This is a genomic window from Caballeronia sp. LZ024 (assembly GCF_031451455.1).
In the GTDB taxonomy this organism is placed as follows: domain Bacteria; phylum Pseudomonadota; class Gammaproteobacteria; order Burkholderiales; family Burkholderiaceae; genus Caballeronia; species Caballeronia telluris.
The window spans coordinates 1,310,546-1,329,686 of sequence record NZ_JARUXL010000001.1 but is presented as its reverse complement, the minus strand read 5'-3'; the positions used below and the strand labels follow the sequence as shown (position 1 = coordinate 1,329,686).

The following is a 19,141-nucleotide window of genomic DNA, read 5'->3' as shown; positions in this document are numbered from 1 at the left end:
AGTTCTCGGGGCGATTCAATTGCTGCGCGGTTTCAAGCTGAAGTGCAACACGGAGTCTAGTGTTTAGAACCGTGAGGCTGGCTCGCTGAGGCGAGCGTAGCGGCGAAGACCTCGAATGGAGTATGGAACGCGTGAGTCGCACGAGGCCGGCTGTTCAGACTGTCGGCGATGGCGTCGAGTTCGTCCTGACTGTAGACCGATAGGTCAGTGCCTTTGGGCAAATATTGACGAAGCAAGCCGTTGGTGTTTTCGCAGGTCCCGCGCTGCCAGGGGCCGTGTGGGTCGCAGAAGTAGACGCGCAAGCCAGTGGCGGCAGTGAGTTCTTGATGCCGCGACATTTCTTTGCCCTGGCCGTAGGTGAAGGTACGTCGCAACGGCGCTGCAATCGAATCAAGTTTGGCTGAGACGCCCGCCAGCGCAGAAGCGGCGGTGGCGTCTTCCGTCTTGGCGAGCAGCACTAGGCGGCTGGTCCGTTAGACCAGAACGGCGACAGACGATTGGTTTCCTGCGCCCTTGATGAAGTCGCCTTCCCAATGCCCAGGCAGCAGTCGTCTTCGATTTCGGGCGGCCGCACATGAATGCTGACCATATCCGGAATCTGTCCGCGCCTGTCTGTGCCGCGTGTGCGCGCCATACGCGTGCTGTGGCCGTGGCGGAGGCAGGCAATGAGCTGACGGCGCAGTTCGCCGCGCAGCTGGGCGTAGATGGTCGGCGGTCCGACATCTGAAACCGATTGGAAGAGTGGAAGAACCTGAGAGAAGCAAATGAAAGCCATGACAAGCAAAGAAGGCAATGTGACCTGTCCGTACAAAGCCCAAAACGTCGACGCTGCAATCGCACACCTTGAGCGGGCTCTATCGTCCGAAGGTGCCCATTCGCTATTTGGACAGACATACTGGCGCGCTCGAGTCATGCAGGCGAACGCGACGCTAGGTCTGATGCACTCGCAACGAGTTCGACTGCAGCGACTCCTGGACCTTCTCGCAAACGCCGGCGAAACATCAGTCCATCGAAGCAACCACCCGGGAAAAGCTCCGGATGGACGTATGCATGTTTGATGTGCGCGGCTTTCGCTTCCTCACGTCCCGAAAGCAGGAATGGTAACGGCACCGGCTGGCGGAGGCCTTCTTTCGGTCGAGCGCACCGTGCATACGCCATGTGGCCTGTGCCACTGCACCGGGGGTACGCGACCATAGGCCGAGAAGTGCGAGGCACCTGGAGGCCGCAGGAGACCCCGCGAAAAGCGATTGCTGTGGTTGTAACGGACCGGGTCTTTGTCCCGCCAAAACTGAACGCCGCTACTTCGAGTCATCATGCGCCGGGTACATGCTGTCGACGCGAGTAGCGGCCATGCTGCCGGCGAAGGCGGTTACTCCGCCATTGTTCTATTCGCCGCCGATTGCGCCGGGCTTCGCAAAGCCCGGCCGGTGGACCACGCACGGCTGCGCCGTGGCAGGTATCTCTGCAAGGGCAGGAGAAACCCTACTCCGTTGATGCACACTTCTCCGTGCATCACCAGTCGACAGCCGCAGAGCGAGGCTGACTATGCAAGAGCCTTTGCAATGAAAAAGGGTTCTGCGAGGCCGAGGGCGTCCCACGCCCATGGCTGGTGCAACGCACCGCAAAAGCGAGACTGGCGTCGACTGAAGGTCGCGCCAATCTCCCTCTCAGGTAAAGCCTTATCCCTTCTTTAGAAAAATAGAGTGAGCTTGGCAAAACACCGGCAAAGCCTTATGCGACAAGTAGCGATGGTCCGGAACCTGCTAAATGAGTCAACCACCGCCGCAGCGTGCGATGAACGGGGCCGAGTATATCTTGCCAGTCGCATTGCCAAGCACGGGCCACACGGGAGTGAGGCAGGTGAGACAGGCTCCTTTCCACAAACATTCTTCTGGCGTGACCGAGGGCATTAAAGAACAGTTTCACATTCAGTCCTAGCTCACCTAGCACACTACCGGCAAAGCACCGCTGGGTGCGGGCCCGCATGCTCCGGCCGCGTTCGTGCCGCTCGCCTCGAGCCCAACCACGGCAGTCCTTCGCAGGACACTTTGCCCAGGCCACCCCTCGCTGTTGCGTCAGGCCCTGAGTGCCGGTACGGCACATGGCTCATGCATCCCGGTTGCTGTCGTATGGCGTAGCAACGCTTCCCTGAACGGTCGTTTGTCAGGTGTTCGCTATGACCCGTTATGCCTCGGGACCGTGTACCGCGAACCTCGACGGATGACCGCGTCGCGCCATGCACCTGTATTCCTTACGTTCGCTGACGCCGAGCGACGTCAACCGGCCTCGTCCGGCAGGAGCGCGTGCATTTCACTCGCGCACCGACTCCCTATCGCCCAACAGAAAAGGCGCGTCAGCAGGCACATCGACGCGCAATTTCCCGAGTGTGACCCCGCGATTACGGCATCAGGCGGCCGCGCTCACCAGCTTCATCATGGATGGCGCCGAGGTGGTAGCTGAGTCCGGCAGCTGGATATTGCACACGCGCACCTGCGCCCTGCCCTGTCTGTGCCGCGACTCTTCAAACGGCAAAATGTCGCGCATGCGGGTCCAGAAGCGCGGCGACGCCATCGCCGAAAGACCATTCCGTCCGCACCAGTCGCGATAATGGTCGTAGACATTCTCTTTCGTCGCGTTGTGCTGCTCGTCAATGGCGATAGCACAATCATCGAACCAGGCCTGCACCGAATTCGTCTCGCTCTTTGCCTCTTTCAGCAAGCCACCCATGGCTGCTGGAACGGTCGGGTCAAACGCACCGCGAGCCTGCAAGCGAGCAAGTCCGTCGAGTGCCCACGAGAGAACCCCTGACAGTTCCTCAGCAATGATGCGCTCGGCCAGAATCGGGTCCTGCCGCGCCTCGGGAATCGTGACGCTGAACGGAACAATATCCCATCGTCGCCAAAAACCTGCGGAGTGGTCTGTAATGGTCGGAAGATGATTGCCAAGAACCAACCATTTGCCCCGGACATGAATGCTGATGGGGTCGCGGTACTTCCGGTCGACCTGTATGCGCTCGCCGGCAATCATCGATTTGAGGAGTTGCTCGTTAATCCTCCCGCGGGGTACCTCATCGCAATAGATGAGGCTTGCTCCGGCGAGCATGGACAGCCGGAAGCCCTCGAGCGCGTCCAACTGGACGGCCTCCGGCTTACCGTGAAGCGCCTGAACGATATTCGCCAGCACGCCCTTGCCGTTCGCCCCTCCACCGAGCCAGAATTGCGCCCGCTGATACCTCGCGTCGGCCGTCAGCGTATAGCCGATGTATTCCTGCACCCGCCGACGCACAGCCTCGTCCGGAAGGATGGTCCGGATGAATGCGTTGAATCTTTGAGGAGAAGGCGCTGCGATTTCATAGTCGCATCCGAGCACATGTCTCAATCCAAGCGTCGGGTCCGCAGGCTCAAGTGTGAGACTGCCATTCGCGGCGTGCACGTAGCCGTTCAGACACGGAATAATGACTTTCCGGGTGGTCTCTTGAAGCTTACCGGACCAGAGTATCGCAGCGCGGTGTGCCTTCCGGGCGTTGTCAGGAGATGCGTGCTCCATGCTATGCCGGACAAGCCAGTTGTACGCGTGCCGTTCGCCGTCGTCGTCGTCGATGGGCGACCAGTGCGTCCCCGACCAGCGAAACAGGAGGCCGCCATCGTGTGCATATTCTCCACCGCCGACGAGTGCGGAAGCGTAGGAATGCGGTGCGAAGCCTTTCCCTGTCATACGCCCTCCCTCACATGCTCAGCGAGCCACGCCTCAACATCGCATTCACGCCAGCGCAGCAGCCGCGTGCCCGGTATATGCAACCGCGGCGGTACCGCCATCGGATTGCGTCGCATGTCTTTTTTGATAGTCTCAGGACTGCGCCCAAGCAGCGCAGCGAGTTCGTAAGGGTCAAGCAGTTTCATTTTGGTCCCAAAGAAACGGTTTTTCGGGACACGCAAGGGGCGTTCGATGCCGACACGTGCCATTACGTGCCGCGAGGCGACGTAACGGAAGCGTGTAGGGCGGCAGATTTATATCGGGCGAAATCCGGCGCGCTCAGCGGCGCCTAAAATGCGTACCCCCGACGTCCCGGCAGTGGCGTGCAACCTGCATCGGCGTGTGAGCGCTTCGCTCGCAGCCTTATCAGCTCTGATGCCAAAGCATTGCTTCAAAACGCGGGCAGTTGAAGACTCGACCGGCGTGTCGACTGTCATCGCCGGACCACAAGCTCTGACAGCTGCGGAAATGAGTGTATGGGGCACTGCCGCATTGGTTGGCGAAATCGGAGCGGGCTGGTCCCCGACCGTTCCAAGGTCCGAATCCCTCTGAATGAGCGGATGAAACCCATCTGTATGGGCCGCCGCTAACAACAATCAGGCTGCGACGCCGTCGACAGCCAGTCCGAGTTGCGCTTGCGCATCGAGCGCGGCCATCAGCGTCGACCACTCGGCCCGAGACGCAATCAGCTCTTTGGTGGAAAGGTGCGGGCCGTGCGCGGGTAGCGCGCCTTGCGTCGCATTGAGCCACTTTCGGAAAACCGGTTTTTCTGCGAAGGCGGTTCCAGTTCTCTCGGCCTTCAGCTTCACGGCTCTCTCGAATTGTGCCTGGATGACTGGGTTAGCTTCCCCGTACGCGAAGTGCGACGACGGGTGGTTCACAACCGCTACCGGTAGATTTCCCGCTACCGTCTTCACCCGGCTGCCCATGCGCGAACTAAAGCAAACGACGAGTTCGGGCTCAAGTACCTGGAGCACTTCGGCGAACGCTTTCGCGCCGCGCAGCCACGCCTCTGCCGGCGGTTCAACCCGCTTGTCGCGCATGAACTCCTGCAAGAAGTTGAAGTACGCAACTCGCTCCCAGAAGTCGACGCGATGTATGCCGCGAAATCCGGCCGCTGAGAGGCGATTGTTTGTCGCCGTCATGATTTTGGCGAAGTGCGAATGCCGCTTCAGCTTTTTGGTCGCACGCGGATGCTTGCGTCCCAGTGCGAGCGCATTGACAATCTCTGGTGTGACCGTCGGGCGCTCCGCATGTTTGCCTCCGTAATGGGATTCTGCGACCAGTAGAACCCGCAGTCCACGAAACCCGCCGGTTGCGTACTGCGAGCCAACCCATGGCGCAAATCTCACTGCACTCATTCAGCCCCCGTTTCTGATTATGATTGTCCGGCGCTCGGGCGCGGACTTTGGCCTTTCAACAGATTGCGATGATAGCGCTGGTAATAACCTAACGGAGTGGCGGTTCACGGCAGGTGGCAGATTATCCTCTCACTCGCGCCCAGCCTTTCGCCTGGAGGGCCTTCAGAAGGCTGTCTTTCCCAGAATCGACTGCTTCGCCAATGTTCCGCCAGCGCTTGTAAACAGCTGTGTCACGAACGTTGCCGGCAGGCCCGGTGCCGTAATGACCAGCTTTCACCATGGCGGTCGCTGAAACAACTGCGGCAAGAACCGCGTCGAGCGGGTCCGTCTGCAGCCTTGCCGCGGTCGCCAATACGTCGAGCACCTTGCGCAAGGCCGTAATCCTTCCTGCGTCGATACGAAAGCTGCCGTCCGACACCAGCCTGCCTGCGTCCCCGAGCAGTCGCAGCGCCTCATCGAGGCGCCACCGAGGGTCACGTTCGCGGACTTCAAGTGCGCGGCGCTCCTCCTCCGCCATTCGACGCACCTGCTCCGCGGCTCGCCGTGCCGGCAGCATAACCTTGCTTTCGACATATTCACGCTCCTCCGGCGACAACTTCGCCGCCAGCTCCGCGGGCACCTCGTGCGTATCGGTCGCCAAGCTACCAACGAACTCCTGCACGGCATAGCCGTGCGAGTTACCGTTTTCGCCTTTGCGGACGTAGCTCGACCGGTACAGCATGACTCGGTTGTTGCGTTTCTCTGCGTGCATTTTTTTGTCTCCAGAAGAGTAAGGGATGCACGGTGTAGAGACGCGGGACAAAGCGGTTGACAACTCGGAGTGCACCGGTAGCGCATCTTGCAGCACGGCAGTAGTGGTCGCGTGGGCACCGGTTCATTCGAGAACGTGTGTCACCGGGAGACAAAACGGGAGCACCCTCATCATCGGTCAGCGCGTCACTGCAAACACGCCCGGCCTGACGGCACCGGACATGCGCACGTCGAATGACGAGCGGACGGACGGCGCGGCGTGCAGCCGCGGACATTGATGAGCAGCGATGCCGCGTATGCGGGTCATAGCGGCATTGCGAATACGGCTAAGGGAAGACAGTTGCGCGCGACCGGGACCGGCAAGGCGGGGCGAAACCCCGCCGCCGTCCCAGCGCATGCGCCCTCGGAAAACGTGCAAGCGCGACAGCGCGCGGCTCGGCATCGGCGCGGGGTCCCCACGCTGCGTCGAAGAGACAGTTGATTACGCAGCACGGGGCAGCCGGGAAGGAACGGCATGCAGGAGGACAGTTGGTGTCGCCGGCCATCGAAGAACATCGGTCATTGAAAAACCGGTTTTGGGCGGCGGCGGGGTTTCGCACCGGCGCAGCCGGGCTGGTAGAACAGTCTCTTTGACGGACGTCGCGACGAACACATCGGTGCCGCGCGCCCTAGCGCGCGAGGCTGGACGAGGGGAAAGAACAGCTGCCCCCTGCCCTCGCCCGGCCGGGCGACGAATCCTTGACGCCACCAACGATTGGCGGCGCACATGGTGGGCAGCTTATTGAAGGCGGTTAGCGAAGCATCGCTATAGGAAGGACCGCCCCCATGTGCGCGAAGAAAACGAGCGATGGGCCGGTGACCTTGAATACGCTATCTCCCGGAGCAACATCAAATGCGTCAATCCATCGTGACACCGAACATTCCGCCCGACGATACCGACGTCGACATCTCCGCAGCATTGCCAACGGCAACCACGGATACGGTCGCCGGCCGCACCGCGGTACCGACGACGGTATCGCGCACGACACAACCCGACAACGCCGGGACACCGGCTTCCACATCTATCTCCGCATATCTCTGCGACACCGAGGCACCCGAAGAGGTATCAACGCCTCACATCGCCGATAAACGAGCGAAGCGGATAATCGACCGCGGCCTCGTTGCGGTCGTCCCGCCAAATGTACTTCGACACACAATTCGCCTGCGCGCTCTGTCGCTGGCGAACAGATTTCGGGTAATTCGGACGATTGATGTCGCCATCGCGTGCTTCCCCGAGCGACCCTATAAGGCGGCCTTGACGGCCGCACAGCGTGCGATGCGGTCGATGACCAAAGCCAAACTCCTCCTCCGTTATCGGACCGACCGCTTTCAACACGTCTACGGCCTCACCGAGCCGGGTGCTCGGTGGCTCGACGACCATGGCGTCGACGCTGCTGCGTCAGTACGGCGTGTCGCTGACATGTCGAACCCAGAGCACAGCTTGTGGACGCATTTCATCACTCTCGCATGCGAGGTGCGAGGCTTGGCTGCGCACACGGAATTCGAAGCGCTCCAGGACTTGAATTGCGACCGTGAGCCAGGCGCCTCGGTAAAACAGGGGTTCATAACAGTCGTTGCTCGCAATCGGAAACGCATCCTCCGACCCGATGTTTTATCCTACGAGCCCGACGGTGTCACGTGGTATGAGATTGACCGCAGCAAACGTGGCGCAGACCGCGAGGCATCACTCGCCGCTTTGACTCAACGCATTGGAAGCAAAATCGCGACTGGCGAGGTACTGCGCCGCGTGGTCGTGCATACAAAAAATGAGCGCATCCTCAAGCGGGCCGTGGCCATCCTCCGTGCGCAGGAGAAGGCGTCGGAGAGACCGCACGCACTGACCGACCGCACGTTCCGCGAAATCGACGAGGGTAACTTTGAGGTTTGGACCGAGATTGAACAGCGTCGTTCCGACGGTCGCATTGGAATTGAGAACCGCTGCGTTGGCCACGTCATCATCCAACTTCTGCCCACGTGGCTGCCGAAGGTCCGACTTGATTCCAAAAACAAGCATCCCTTGACCGGATGGCTCTTCGAAAACTACCTGCCATATCGGCGCCCAGAGGCTCTCGGGACGTGGCCGCGCCCGGCTTCGCCGTTGCTGTCAGTCGTTACCGAGGCAACTTCGTAGCTCTCTCTATACGAAGCGATGGGACATCCATCATCAATCGATTGAGGACATAGCTATGCAAGCATTTGGAAACGTCGCGACCGCACCTGTGCGCAAGGAAACGAAGTCATCGGGAAAGGGCTACTACGAGTTTCGCATGTGCGAAAGCCAGCGCGGAACGGATAACGACCCGACATGGTATACCGTGCGTGTGATGAAAGATGCCGACCCAGGAGTTGGAAAAGGCGACTTCCTCAAAGTAACGGGCAAGCTCAAGGCAGACTTTTACCTGTCACGCGAGGGGAAGCCAACGGGGACGCTGTTGGTTATCGCGTTCGAGGCGGCGAAGATTGCGAAGCTGGCGACACGGTCTGCATCAACCGAAGCTTCCCAAGAAGCATAGAAAGACTGATTTCAGCCACTCCGTCGGAGCGGCTGCCTCTTTCTCGCGACAGCAATCCGCTCTCGGTACGGGCGCGTTCGGCGACGAAACCCGTCGTGTGATTCGGTCAGGAGTCACTCGAGCGCAAATTGCGGCTACTCACAAAGAACGCGCTCGTACGCTCTCGCGCGACAAAGGAACGTGACGCCCATAGCCACTACGTAAGGAGTCACAAGTGAGCGTCGGTGCTAATGAAGCGACTTTCTGAAGAGCAAAGCATCAAGTGCATCTTGCGCGGACTGAAGCTCGTTGATTGCAGCCGTCAGGCGCGCCAACGGCAAGGTTGCTGGCGTGTCGTCGGTCGACACCTTATAGCGCTCTTCGAGTGCCTTGGATGCCGACTGTACTTCTCGCGCTGCATCGGCGACCCGCGCGATAGCCGCGGCTTCGTCGGCCGTTCTGTCGAAATGTCCCATCTGATGTGTTTGCGTGTTCATGCGAATGTCTTCTTCGACATCGCCCGCGAAACTTCCTCCGAACCCTAAGCCACCCTCATGGCTGGCCCTTCTTTCGGCGCCGCTCGGTCGTCCGCTCGTAAAGCACCATCTTGCTGCCAACCCGGATTATGCGGCTTATACGCCGTTCGCCGGTGCTTACAATCGGCTGCACCGGAACTTGCGTCGACTTGCCCTCGTTGTACTCACGAGCCAGCCTTCCATGGCCGATGTCGATTCCGAGCCTCCTAAAAGCCTGTGCAGCGATAGTTTCGAATGGCGCGGCTGGCGTCAACTCCCCTGTGAACCGATTCTTTCGTGTTTTCGCGTAGATTCCGTGGCCCACTCTGACCAACGCTTTCGACTCTACAAGTTTAGCGAGAGTACGGCTCAGTTGCGCGGCGCTTCCCAGTCCAGCGAAGTCCCTTCGGAGGATGACCACCCCTTCCTGCGCGTCTATTGTCCGCAAGACTCTCTGCTCAAGTGTTGACTTCCGCGTGGTCTGTGCACTCATAGCTTAACGACCGGTGAATTCGGCCAACTCGACGACGTCGGGCTAATGGACGTTCTGGCTACTGGTCAGGGCCTGCCGCCACTCTGCTTTGCGACAAGCCGTTCGATTGCGAGCACGCCTGCCTCCATCTTTTCTCGCGCTGATGAATTTGCTGAGTGCACCGACATTTTCGGTGGCCGGAAGCCCCGAAGAGCGACGGCTTCTTCAATCCACAAGATGACATCGTACCCCGTGCCACGGTCATCGTCGCCTAGGTCATGGTCGAGGCTGATTTCTTCGACGTTCCCAGTCGCCTCCGAGACCGTTGGGTCTGTCGGCTTATCGATGCTCGATTTCGATGACTGTGCAGACTTCTTATTTTTTTTGCTTGGCCGAGCGCGGCGTTTTTGGAAAGCGGAAGGCCTATTTTTGTGGCGGCTTTAGTGTGGGGCGGGGATATGAAATTCCTTTAACTCGAAGAAAACAGTATCTACCGTTTCGTCCGCGCGAAAGACGCAGAGCCAAAGTGCAACGTTATAGAAACATCTTTCGGCTCTTTTGAAAACGGAGTGGGTAACGGGGCTCATCGGGCATGCTCATTAAAGCGCGAGAAGTCGAGTTTTCCGGCGATGAGAAACAGGACAGTGCGCATGGTTTCGAAGCGAGCGTACCCCCGTGCTTTGCGTTTGGCGGCCTGAAACAAGCCGTTGATGGCTTCGATGAAGCCGTCGGACTCGCGGCTCTGAGTCCAGGCGACGTTCACGCGATTGCTGCCGCCAGGGCAAAAGTTCGATATCAAAAAATTGGCCGCCCTGGCTGACCAGATGGCATTAGGCTCGAACGGCACCGCCGACGATGGACCAGATGCTGAGGAGAACCTTTTTGTCCCTGCTGGCTACACGTATCTCGGTCAATTCATCGACCATGATTTAACGCTGGATGTGACTTCATCGCTCAATCCGGAAGACACCAGTGCCGAAGAGAATAGAACACCGACAAATCTGCGGTCGCCTCGCTTCGACCTCGATTGCTTATACGGGAAACGGACCTCTTGACCAGCCATATATGTACGCGAGCGATGGGGCCACGCTGTTGCTCAACAAGAAGCCTCTGCCCCCCCATCAACCCTCGACCCGCGCTACGACCTCGGCCGGTCGTGCGACGGGCGGGCAATTATCGGCGACAAGCGCAACGACGAGAATTCAATCGTAACTCAGATTCAACGTGCCTTCATTCGCTTCCATAACCTCGTTGTAACCAACTTGTCCGCCAGCACGAAGAAAGAAATGCTCTTGGAGATGGCGCAACGAGAGGTGCGTTAGACCTATCAACGATTGTTGCTTGACGACTTCTTGCCTTGCATTATCAACAAGGAGATTTCAGCTAAACTTCGCACCGACGTCGCGGGAAATAAAAGCGAGCTCGACGATGGCTTTCTTCCGTACACTATAGCAAAACGCACGAATCTCCCCGAGAATTCGTCGGTGCGGCGTATCGGTACGGTCACTCCGGCGTGCGAACGGGCTATCGTTTAAATGGAAACCCTGGGAAAAATAGCGGCACTGCGCTCCCAATTTTCGTCGAAGAGGATGCGGACAACCCAGATGTGAGCCTCGTTGGCTTCGACCTCTTCCACCCTCGCGCGTCGTCGACGACTGGGCTCGATTCTTTCCTTTAGCTGCGCCCTTACCCGGAGACCGGTTGCCGCGTAACACTGGAGAGAAAAAGACAAAAGCGGAGGGCGGTGAAGGAAAGGTTCGGCTTCAATATGCATACAAAATCGATACGACCTTGGTTGACCCTTTGGTTCGCCTCCCGCCCAAGATAGCAGACGCGGACGACGTTCCTTCCTCGATTCGAAATGGCCGTCCTTCGCTAGCGTTGCTAAATCTTCTGAGGGGAAATGCTTACGAGCTGCCTTCCGGACAAGACATCGCGGTTGCGCTAAAGTGCCCCACCCTTCCCGCGTCTCACCTTTCGGTTCGAAACAGCATAAGCGAGACGACGTTCTCTTTCGTTCCAATCTCAAGCATAGACGAGGCGTTAGTGAGCAGAACACCGCTCTGGTTCTATGTCCTTGCCGAAGCACAGTCTCCTCTCGTCGGTTTTGCTGAGAAGAAGATTTCCCAATCGCCGACTTTGACAGAAGACGACCTCCTCGGTGTGTCCGGCCGAGATGAACCAGGGCCGCGCGCAGGCACTCAACTTGGTCCGGTGGGCGGACGGATTGTCGGCGAAGTCTTTTACGGACTGCTGCAATCAGACTCGTCCTCCTTTTGGTACGCGAACGACTGGAAGCCAATGGTTGGTGACGGTCTTATCACGATGGGGAAGTTGCTGAAGTTTATCGGGCTTCCCATCTCCGATAACACGGTCGATGCATAGGTGGACCGTTGATTCCCGCGAGGAACCTGGGTTTGTGAGACGGCGTCTCTAGCCTTCTTGAAAACTCGTCCCAGAATTTCGTCTTGAAGGCAACGTCTTGTTTTGGGGAGTTCTTCATGAGCGTAACGACACCATCGAAAGAGAATTCTTTCATTGCCGACTGTCGTCGCTACTGGAGAAACCTGCAACAGAAGCCGCAGAAAGTTCTTGTTAGAGTTCCGGGAGCGCACACTTTCGGCGAGCCGGAAGTGGCCGCAGAAGAAGCAAAGAAACACTGGGAGTTTGCGCTCCTCAACCTGGTCGCGTACGCGAAGGCCGTATCCATCAAGAATGCGCTGAAAAAGATGCCCGCGTCGAGTCCCAACTTCCCAAGCGAATCTTCTCCTGACTACGCGATGCGACAGTTCAATCCAGAGGTGGAACTGGCAACAGGCGGATGGTTGAACTGCGACCGGTTCGTAAACAACGACCTCGATGCGGCGTTCAAAGGTGTCCATCTTCGGCTGGAAGTCTGGAAGAAGGACGACAATTCGGCGGTCGCCGTGGCGTTTGGAGGGACAGTGGCTACCTCTTGGCGCGACTGGCGGGCCAACTTGCGTTGGTTTCTTCCGCGCGTGCCCGACGAGTATTCCGTCTTAGTGACTACGCTTGCATGCTGCCCGAGCGGCAAGCGTTCGTATGCGCGTCAAGTTGTAGGCTGCCTGTGTCAGAAGAGAGAGTTGGTCGACTCGCTTCGGGCCACGATACATCGCCTGCCGAATCCTGCCGACGGTCCTGCCCCAGCCAAACACGTGCTCAATGCATTTGAGTTTGCGCTGACTGATAGCGTAGCCGGACCATCGCGTCGTTCGAGCGTCAGTCGCGGAGCCGCCCGCGCGTCCATCGTTTTGCGCCACATGGGGCGTCACATTGTTCGCGCGGCACGTCGCCACGAAGCCGGCCGTGTCGTAATTCTATCTGCACCTACCGTAATGGACGTACCAGCAAATCGCGCGGCGTCCGCAAGCATCTCTGCGGCTGCCTCCCGCTCGACAGTACCGTTGGCCTGCGTGACCCGCGTTAGCAGAAATCTGGGATGGTTGGCATTCCGGATGGTGTTCTCCAATCGCGCCGGTAAAAAGGTGCAATTCAGCAAACACCGAATGCGCTTTCACACCAATTTATCCTTTCAAAATGCAAACGTTTTGTCTAGATTTAATTGGGTATCACAGAGACTTCGAAAAGAGGGGGTAAGGCCATGAGAGCGCTCTTCTTAAATGTAGTGCTGCTTATGTGTCTCCGCGTAGAGTTCGCCAGTGCTCAGGCCCCCGGCTCGCCGGCCGCCAGCGACGCCGTTGCGTCAGGTCTTCAGACCGCGTCTAATTCCGACACGGCGAAACTTCCAAACCAACCCACGGACTCTAGCCCTGCCGCAAGTAAGGAAACCAACAAAGACGCGAGGTACACGATTACCTTCCCGAAACCCGCAGTCGCGGGCGCGCTTGGAAGCACTTTTTACTTGACGTTCTTAGGCAAGACAGGCCTACCTAAAACGTGCAAGGACCTCGCCATTTACATTGAGGACCAAGCCGGCTTGGCCACCGATTGCGTATCGCTGCACGATGGGATTTATCGATTTACGCTCAAGCGTACTGAGGCGAACTTAGCGGGGTGGCGCTCACTTCTCGGAAGCCCTTTCGATGGCGACTACGAACAAAAGTACAACGTTGTCGTCACAGTCAACGATACGACATTCCCGGGAGGTGAGGCCGGGGTGAAAATGACGCTCACTCGGTACTCCAAGGGCGCTGTGAGGGTTGCAGCAGGCGTGCTAGCGCTTTTCATGATTGGCTTACTCTTCATTGCCGTTAGAACTCCCGCATGCCGCGACGCAGGCATTCCGCAGATGCTATGGTTTGAACGAACGTACAGTCTTGGCAGATGCCAGATGGCGCTTTGGGTGTTTGTAACCTCAGCCGCCATAACGCTCGTTTGGGTAATCACAGGAGACTGGGATATCAGCAAACAGACCTACATTCTCATTGGAATTTCAGCCACGACCGGGTTCGGCGCGATTGCGATTGACGCAACTAAGGGCAACGATGTCGACGCAATCACCAAAAAAGTCGACGATATGGGCCTTACGAGTCGAGCGCAAGTCGAAGCGCTCTGCAAAGTCGTAACTGGCAAGCCTCGAAGATTGAAAAGCGTCCGTCTAGCTTTCACCCTGTGCTTGCGCAATGTCATAACGGCCGCGAGAACGAAGTTTGCCCGTGTTGACGCCACGAAAGACAGACAGGCGGACGCGCCAGTGGGAGACCAGACCACGAAGATAGCCAGTGGAGCAGGCGCTGATGCAAAGCAAATAGAACAACCATCTCCGCCACAGCAGGGAAATCCGTTGGGCGGACCAGACAAAAAGGAAGACCCGCTGCACGCACTGGACCAGTCGGATGGACCAGGCAAAAAGGGTGGCGGCAATGACTCGGCGCACGGAGACGACGATGACGATGGCGCTAAAGACTCCGCGCGCGGAGCAGACGGCGGGGTCGGCAATGCCACGAAGGGTCAGGCGGCCACGGTGGAGACCCCAACGAGGCTTACCGCGCCGGCAGTCTCACTTCAACCCGCGCTCGACGGCATGGCACTCGCCAAAATCTTGAAGACAGATGGGGCTAAGAAAGAGGACCGGCTTGATAAAAGCATCTTTCCGGATGCTACCGCAGCAACTTACGCAGAACTCTGGCACAAGTATAAGGATGCAACTGACGATTTGCGAACAAAGGGTTTCTTCTCCGATGTCATTACGGACGCTAGTGGGCCCACCATCGCGCGGTTCCAGGCGTTCGCTTGGACAATCGGTCTCGCGCTCGTCTATATTCAGACGGCGTACCGGGACCTTCAGGCGCCGACCTTTCCAGAAACGCTCCTAACTTTGATGGGCATCAGCGGCGGGCTCTACCTTGGTTTCAAAATCCCAGAGAAGCAACCCTCTACAAAATCGACTTAACTTGGCAGCGCAGAGCCGTGCCTCTGACTATTGAACGGAATCCTCCTCCTCGCGTATGAACTGAGTAAAAAGCGCCGCTTATCACAAGAAACCTGCACCTCGACGACTCGAAACTCTGTGCGAGCGCTCTGACACTCAATGCGATGACTGAAGGAAGTAGTACGGGTTTCGCTAGAAGAATAATCAAGAATGGCTGCGAAATCTGCCAGCCGCTAGTCGGCCCAGCCTACGACGCCAAAAATCGACGGTAGCACGGTGACGCGGACAGCAACGCACTTCAACAAACTATCGGCTCGAGGTGGAGTACAAAGAATGCAGTAGGCAAGTCAAAGTTTGCCGCATTGATATAGGGGCAGAGCCTCACATTCCACCCAAGGCAATTAGTCTATTCGAGGCTATGTTGCGTGCGTCGTTCGTAGGAGGTCTTGCTTTGATTTAAGAGCCTATGAAAGAGCGATAGGTCACAAGAATTTTGGTCATTTTTTTACTAATCTATTCACAGCGCCAGTAAATTTGCTTTCGAAAAAATGGCGCGGCATCTAGAGCTTTCGGCTCGGAGGAGAGTGATTGATGACAACGTTGCAATTGCCCGCTGATTCGGTGAAGCCAGAGAACCAGGCCGAAGCACCGGTCCCCTCCTCAGATAAGAACGAAAGCAGATTCACGCATGGTCGCATCTACGCGGCTGTCCGGCTCGCGAGCATCATTGTTTTTGGTATTGTTTTGCCGGTGATTTTGCTTGTCCAAGCATACCGAACGCTCGACACACTGCCGCAACTCATACCGGGAAAGCCGACGGACGCCGTGGAGACATTCGGCGAATTCAAAAAGAAACTTACGACCGAAATCAATGTAGCAAACGACTACGCACTTTTCTCGATGATATACGCGGAGCAAGCAAACAGCCGAGCCATCGTAAATAAGCAAATGCTGAAGGTCGTTATTATTCAGGTGGGATTCGCCGTCGTCAGTGTTGGGTTGATGTTCATCATCCTCGGCATCAACGATGGTGGAGCGAACCTGACAGGGGGGGGCTCGGGGTACACCATAGACCTCAAAACGGGCTCCACTGGGCTAGTGACGTTTATCATCGGCGCTGCAATGGCAGCGGCTGGCGCGCTGATTCCAAACGAATATCAAACGGTCGGCTCTCCTGGGTATATTCAACCATCTGGCGTCATTAGACGGGATACCCCTGCGGCTCCAGCTGCTTCTGCTGCTTCAACTGCATCTGGGGGTGCCATCGCAGACTCAGGCAAGGACCGGGTCTTGGTTGAAGAGTACAAGGCTTGTCAAAAATTCCCGCTGCCGGAGGAGCTAGTTGGGTGCTTTATGAGCAAATTTCGCAAACGCTATGGGAGCCTGGAATGAAATCCGCATTGCTTTTCACGGTAGTTCTTGTCGTAACTTCGAGCGCAAACATCAATGGCGACTTGGCAGAAGACAAGGCTCGCCCCCCGCACCAGCCGGCGGCCGCACAAGCGACCTACACGCTGGCTCAGTCGTTAGACAGAACAACGCCTCCTACACCCGGACATAACAACAGAGAAAACCCCTAAGGGAAAAATCTGCAGCCGAGCAATCCCATAGATTTTTTGTGGAGTGTTCATGAAAACAGCAACAGCCGTGTTCACGTTGGCAGTTCTCAGTTCGACGGCTGTTGCGGTCGAGCCGGAGCCTAGCTGCACCTACGACACTGACACTCAGAAGAAAAACTGTTCGAGCGAATCGAACCCCAAGGTTGAGTTTGAGTCGACGACTCCAGGGTCGAAGGGAAGCAACTACCACCCCTCGCAGGACACCGCGAAGACTACAGACCGGATACGGGCAGGTGGCACAAGCTCAAACGGTCGGCACGCGCCAGCAAGCAAGGGAGTCACAGCAAAACTCGCCAGCAAGCAACGAGCAGACGAGCTGGGCAAGCTGGTTAAAAAAGAGAAGAGCGGTCAGGCCAACAAACAGTGAGTCTACGTTAGCGTCGACAGTGCACCATCACGTGTCGGGCGTGTCCAGTCGGTCAGCGAGCGACTCCTCAAGCACGCCTGTTCCCCTCAGCACCCACCACCTAGAGGCTTTTCGTCGAAGGTTTGATTGCCAGGGAAGCCGTGACGGTGATGTTAGCCGCCAGGAATCGCTCGTGCAAGGCCGTATCGCGTTTTGTCCGTAGCCCGATTTAGCCTGCCCGCTCACAATCCGGCCCAGCACTTTAAGGCTCTTTTAAAATGCAGTGGGTAACGGGCTCATGAGGCATGGGGGTTGAAGGCGGACAAGTCGAGCTTGCCAGCAACGAGAAAGAGGACCGTGCGCATCGTCGTGAAGCGCGTGTATCCGCGGGCCTTTCGCTTGGCAGCTTGAAACAAGCCGTTGATGGCTTCGATGAAGCCGTTGGTCTGGCGGGTTTGAGTCCAGGCGACGATGCCCTCGAAGTGCCGACGAATCAGGTGCGCGACTTCCTTCATCGGTTCGACCTTTGAGCGCATGACGTTGGTGCACCACTGCCGCAACATCCCTGAGACGACATGGATTTGCTTGCGTTCGAGAATCTCCCGCAGCTGCTCGCGATACAGCCATGCGCGGGCGGTGCGCTTGCTGGCGTACTGCCTGAGAAGCGCCTCGAGGTCGGTCAATTGCGCAAGATTCAGTTTGTTGGCGTCCTTGAGCAGCGTCCAGCGCATCCCTTTGAGTTCTGGGTCGGCTTTCTGTTGTTGGCGGCGTACCATATCAAGCGCCCTGGATGCGTGGGCGACGACGTGAAACTTGTCGAACGTCACTCGCGCATTGGGCAGATGTTCGCCCACGCCCTTGATGAACGCGGGCGACATGTCGATGCTCACGGAGGTGACTTGCTCGGACGTGCCGTGGTGCTGGCTAAGGTACGCCGCAAAGCTCTCGATTGTCTGCGCGTCACGGCCGGGCGTGACGAACACGACGCGCCGCGCCTGCATATCGGCGACCAGCGTCAGATACTCGTGGCCGCGTCGGTACGAGGTCTCGTCAATGGCTACCGTGCTCACGTCCGACAAATTCGCCGATGCGAGCGCGAGTTCCACGTAGCGCGAACAGATGGCATGCACTCGATGCCACGACAGGTTGACGATGCGCGCCACAGCGGCAAACGGCATCTGCTGCGCCAGCATCAGTACCAGGGCTTCGAACAGCAACGTGAAGCCGTCGAGTTGGCCGACCCAATCCGGCTGCGCGAGCCGTACCGAGCCGTCCGGCAAGCGCACTCGCGGCACCCGCACTTTCAGATGGCACTCGTGTTGGAAAAAATAAGGTGGCGCAGCCGCTTGATTTGCGTGTCATGCGCAGGGTGCTCGCCGGCGAGCCCGGGGTAGGCGAATCGGCTGCCGGCAACAAAGTCCACGGCAATCGTGAGCTGCCGTTTGGCAGTATCAAAGTCGACACCTTGCACATACCACGGGGCCTTGATTCCCAAGGCTGCTTCAAAGAGTTGATTCGTCATCGCTTCGTCCCGCATGGCTGGTTGCAGCATTCTGCCGCAACCAGCCATGCCCCAGCTTATCGATTCAAGGCGCCTCAAGGGTGCGCTGCGCCGGGCTCACGCCCGCCCTTGACTCGCTAGACCACCCACTCGGAATTCAAAAGAGACAAAAATGCGGACCAATTGGTCGGCGCCTTTCGAAGAGGTGAAGTCGAACCGTTGTGGTCCACGGTCTTGGCTGCTCCAGCTTTTCACCGAGGGCACCGAGCCGTGACGGTTTGATTTCCTCGCCGTGTTTCAGGTGACAGTCGCGGTTCGACTTGCCTTGCTATTAGCGGCAGCCGCAGCGACCAACTGCTGAGGAGCCGCTGCCGCGAGGTTTGGTGCTGCACCCCAATCGTCCATCACGGTGATTTGCACGCCCTCATTATTCCCACGCGCTGCGTCGAAATGCTGCATCAGCGCATCGAAGGCGATTTTGCTATTGACCACCTTGTCGGTGCCAAGCTTGGTGCCAACGAGGATGCAACCATCCGTGTCCTTCGGAAAGTTGCCAATGTGGATTCGGATTCCGGCGAAGCCTGGTACATCAATGAGGACGGGCGAATAGTACTTTGGCTTGTTGAAGAAGGTGACATCAACGGAATACGTGCCAACGGGAATGGCCGTCTTGCCCATGACTTTCCAAACGCTGACGGGAATGCCAGGCTTCTCCCGGTACGTCGGCTCAAGCGTGTAGGACTGGAACCGGCCATCGACTTCGAGAAAGCCTTCCGTGGAACGAGCGGACTTCACGGTGCGGTGCAGTACGAGCTTCATTTCCATTTCCTGTCTAAGAAGGGGCGGTTTCAAACCGAAGTGCAACGAGGGGGTTAATGTTTAGCGTTTTGAGGTTGTCCCGCTGAGGCAAGTGTCGCAGCGAAAACCTCGAATGGCGAAT

General features: G+C 57.8%; 15 protein-coding genes and 4 pseudogenes. 7 read left to right on the top strand and 12 right to left on the bottom strand.

Annotated elements, in window-relative coordinates; all coding sequences use genetic code 11:
* Window positions 1-56: 56 nt before the first annotated feature.
* From QCE48_RS06040 to QCE48_RS06020, 5 genes and pseudogenes are all read right to left on the bottom strand, one after another.
* Window positions 57-706, bottom strand: a pseudogene (locus QCE48_RS06040) (IS30 family transposase); the annotation flags it as partial.
* A gap of 1,700 nt (window positions 707-2,406) precedes the next feature.
* Window positions 2,407-3,714: a phage/plasmid primase, P4 family gene (locus tag QCE48_RS06035; protein WP_309785715.1), complete on the bottom strand. Its 1,308-nt coding sequence runs from the start codon at window positions 3,712-3,714 to the stop codon at window positions 2,407-2,409.
* Complete coding sequence (locus QCE48_RS06030; RefSeq protein WP_309785716.1) at window positions 3,711-3,962, bottom strand: hypothetical protein; 252 nt, start codon at window positions 3,960-3,962, stop codon at window positions 3,711-3,713. Before QCE48_RS06030 ends, QCE48_RS06035 begins: the two co-directional genes overlap by 4 nt.
* A 387-nt stretch (window positions 3,963-4,349) precedes the next feature.
* Entirely contained in the window at window positions 4,350-5,114 is a 765-nt protein-coding gene (locus tag QCE48_RS06025) for a hypothetical protein (RefSeq protein ID WP_309785717.1), read from the bottom strand.
* 121 nt (window positions 5,115-5,235) lie between these two features.
* Entirely contained in the window at window positions 5,236-5,865 is a 630-nt protein-coding gene (locus QCE48_RS06020) for a hypothetical protein (RefSeq protein ID WP_309785718.1), read from the bottom strand.
* Window positions 5,866-6,756: 891 nt separating this feature from the next.
* Here QCE48_RS06020 and QCE48_RS06015 point away from each other — a divergent pair.
* Complete coding sequence (locus QCE48_RS06015) at window positions 6,757-8,034, top strand: hypothetical protein (RefSeq protein ID WP_309785720.1); 1,278 nt, start codon at window positions 6,757-6,759, stop codon at window positions 8,032-8,034.
* A gap of 55 nt (window positions 8,035-8,089) precedes the next feature.
* Entirely contained in the window at window positions 8,090-8,416 is a 327-nt protein-coding gene (locus QCE48_RS06010; RefSeq protein WP_309785721.1) for a single-strand-binding protein/primosomal replication protein n, read from the top strand.
* Window positions 8,417-8,643: 227 nt separating this feature from the next.
* Here the strand turns inward: QCE48_RS06010 and QCE48_RS06005 are convergent, their stop codons facing one another.
* The 4 genes and pseudogenes from QCE48_RS06005 to QCE48_RS05990 form a co-directional block, all read right to left on the bottom strand.
* The gene (locus QCE48_RS06005) at window positions 8,644-8,892 is read right to left on the bottom strand and encodes a hypothetical protein (protein ID WP_309785722.1); all 249 of its coding nucleotides are present in this window, start codon (window positions 8,890-8,892) and stop codon (window positions 8,644-8,646) included.
* 55 nt (window positions 8,893-8,947) lie between these two features.
* A complete protein-coding gene (locus QCE48_RS06000) occupies window positions 8,948-9,403 on the bottom strand; it encodes a DUF6088 family protein (RefSeq protein WP_309785723.1) in 456 nt (151 codons plus the stop codon).
* A 65-nt stretch (window positions 9,404-9,468) separates the two neighbouring features.
* Window positions 9,469-9,729, bottom strand: coding sequence for a cyclic-phosphate processing receiver domain-containing protein (locus QCE48_RS05995; RefSeq protein WP_309788257.1), 261 nt, complete (start codon window positions 9,727-9,729; stop codon window positions 9,469-9,471).
* A gap of 236 nt (window positions 9,730-9,965) precedes the next feature.
* Window positions 9,966-10,139, bottom strand: a pseudogene (locus tag QCE48_RS05990) (transposase); the annotation flags it as partial.
* Window positions 10,140-10,149: 10 nt separating this feature from the next.
* Between QCE48_RS05990 and QCE48_RS05985 the strand changes: the two are divergent.
* Both QCE48_RS05985 and QCE48_RS05980 read left to right on the top strand, forming a co-directional pair.
* Window positions 10,150-10,437: a hypothetical protein gene (locus tag QCE48_RS05985; RefSeq protein ID WP_309785724.1), complete on the top strand. Its 288-nt coding sequence runs from the start codon at window positions 10,150-10,152 to the stop codon at window positions 10,435-10,437.
* A 991-nt stretch (window positions 10,438-11,428) separates the two neighbouring features.
* On the top strand, window positions 11,429-11,767 hold the full coding sequence (locus tag QCE48_RS05980) for a hypothetical protein (RefSeq protein WP_309785725.1): 339 nt from the start codon (window positions 11,429-11,431) through the stop codon (window positions 11,765-11,767).
* Window positions 11,768-12,402: 635 nt separating this feature from the next.
* On the opposite strand, the pseudogene QCE48_RS05975 reads toward QCE48_RS05980, so the two are convergent.
* A pseudogene (locus QCE48_RS05975) lies at window positions 12,403-12,824 on the bottom strand (IS5/IS1182 family transposase); the annotation flags it as partial.
* Between the two features lie 441 nt (window positions 12,825-13,265).
* Between QCE48_RS05975 and QCE48_RS05970 the strand changes: the two are divergent.
* The 3 genes from QCE48_RS05970 to QCE48_RS05960 all read left to right on the top strand — a co-directional run bounded on the left by QCE48_RS05970 (window position 13,266) and on the right by QCE48_RS05960 (window position 16,721).
* The gene (locus tag QCE48_RS05970) at window positions 13,266-14,756 is read left to right on the top strand and encodes a hypothetical protein (protein WP_309785726.1); all 1,491 of its coding nucleotides are present in this window, start codon (window positions 13,266-13,268) and stop codon (window positions 14,754-14,756) included.
* 570 nt (window positions 14,757-15,326) lie between these two features.
* On the top strand, window positions 15,327-16,127 hold the full coding sequence (locus QCE48_RS05965; RefSeq protein WP_309785727.1) for a hypothetical protein: 801 nt from the start codon (window positions 15,327-15,329) through the stop codon (window positions 16,125-16,127).
* Between the two features lie 237 nt (window positions 16,128-16,364).
* The gene (locus tag QCE48_RS05960; RefSeq protein ID WP_309785728.1) at window positions 16,365-16,721 is read left to right on the top strand and encodes a hypothetical protein; all 357 of its coding nucleotides are present in this window, start codon (window positions 16,365-16,367) and stop codon (window positions 16,719-16,721) included.
* A gap of 275 nt (window positions 16,722-16,996) precedes the next feature.
* Here the strand turns inward: QCE48_RS05960 and QCE48_RS05955 are convergent.
* Together QCE48_RS05955 and QCE48_RS05950 are read right to left on the bottom strand one after the other, a co-directional pair.
* Window positions 16,997-18,222: pseudogene (locus tag QCE48_RS05955) on the bottom strand (ISL3 family transposase).
* A 276-nt stretch (window positions 18,223-18,498) separates the two neighbouring features.
* Window positions 18,499-19,020 (bottom strand): DUF5675 family protein, encoded by a 522-nt coding sequence (locus QCE48_RS05950; RefSeq protein ID WP_309785729.1) that lies wholly within the window; start codon window positions 19,018-19,020, stop codon window positions 18,499-18,501.
* Between the last annotated feature and the right edge of the window lie 121 nt (window positions 19,021-19,141).

Coding starts and splice junctions, on each gene's coding strand:
- QCE48_RS06035 (WP_309785715.1), bottom strand. CDS start 3,714: ATGACAGGGAAAGGCTTCGCACCGCATTCCTACGCTTCCGCACTCGTC.
- QCE48_RS06030 (WP_309785716.1), bottom strand. CDS start 3,962: ATGGCACGTGTCGGCATCGAACGCCCCTTGCGTGTCCCGAAAAACCGT.
- QCE48_RS06025 (WP_309785717.1), bottom strand. CDS start 5,114: ATGAGTGCAGTGAGATTTGCGCCATGGGTTGGCTCGCAGTACGCAACC.
- QCE48_RS06020 (WP_309785718.1), bottom strand. CDS start 5,865: ATGCACGCAGAGAAACGCAACAACCGAGTCATGCTGTACCGGTCGAGC.
- QCE48_RS06015 (WP_309785720.1), top strand. CDS start 6,757: ATGCGTCAATCCATCGTGACACCGAACATTCCGCCCGACGATACCGAC.
- QCE48_RS06010 (WP_309785721.1), top strand. CDS start 8,090: ATGCAAGCATTTGGAAACGTCGCGACCGCACCTGTGCGCAAGGAAACG.
- QCE48_RS06005 (WP_309785722.1), bottom strand. CDS start 8,892: ATGAACACGCAAACACATCAGATGGGACATTTCGACAGAACGGCCGAC.
- QCE48_RS06000 (WP_309785723.1), bottom strand. CDS start 9,403: ATGAGTGCACAGACCACGCGGAAGTCAACACTTGAGCAGAGAGTCTTG.
- QCE48_RS05965 (WP_309785727.1), top strand. CDS start 15,327: ATGACAACGTTGCAATTGCCCGCTGATTCGGTGAAGCCAGAGAACCAG.
- QCE48_RS05960 (WP_309785728.1), top strand. CDS start 16,365: ATGAAAACAGCAACAGCCGTGTTCACGTTGGCAGTTCTCAGTTCGACG.
- QCE48_RS05950 (WP_309785729.1), bottom strand. CDS start 19,020: ATGAAGCTCGTACTGCACCGCACCGTGAAGTCCGCTCGTTCCACGGAA.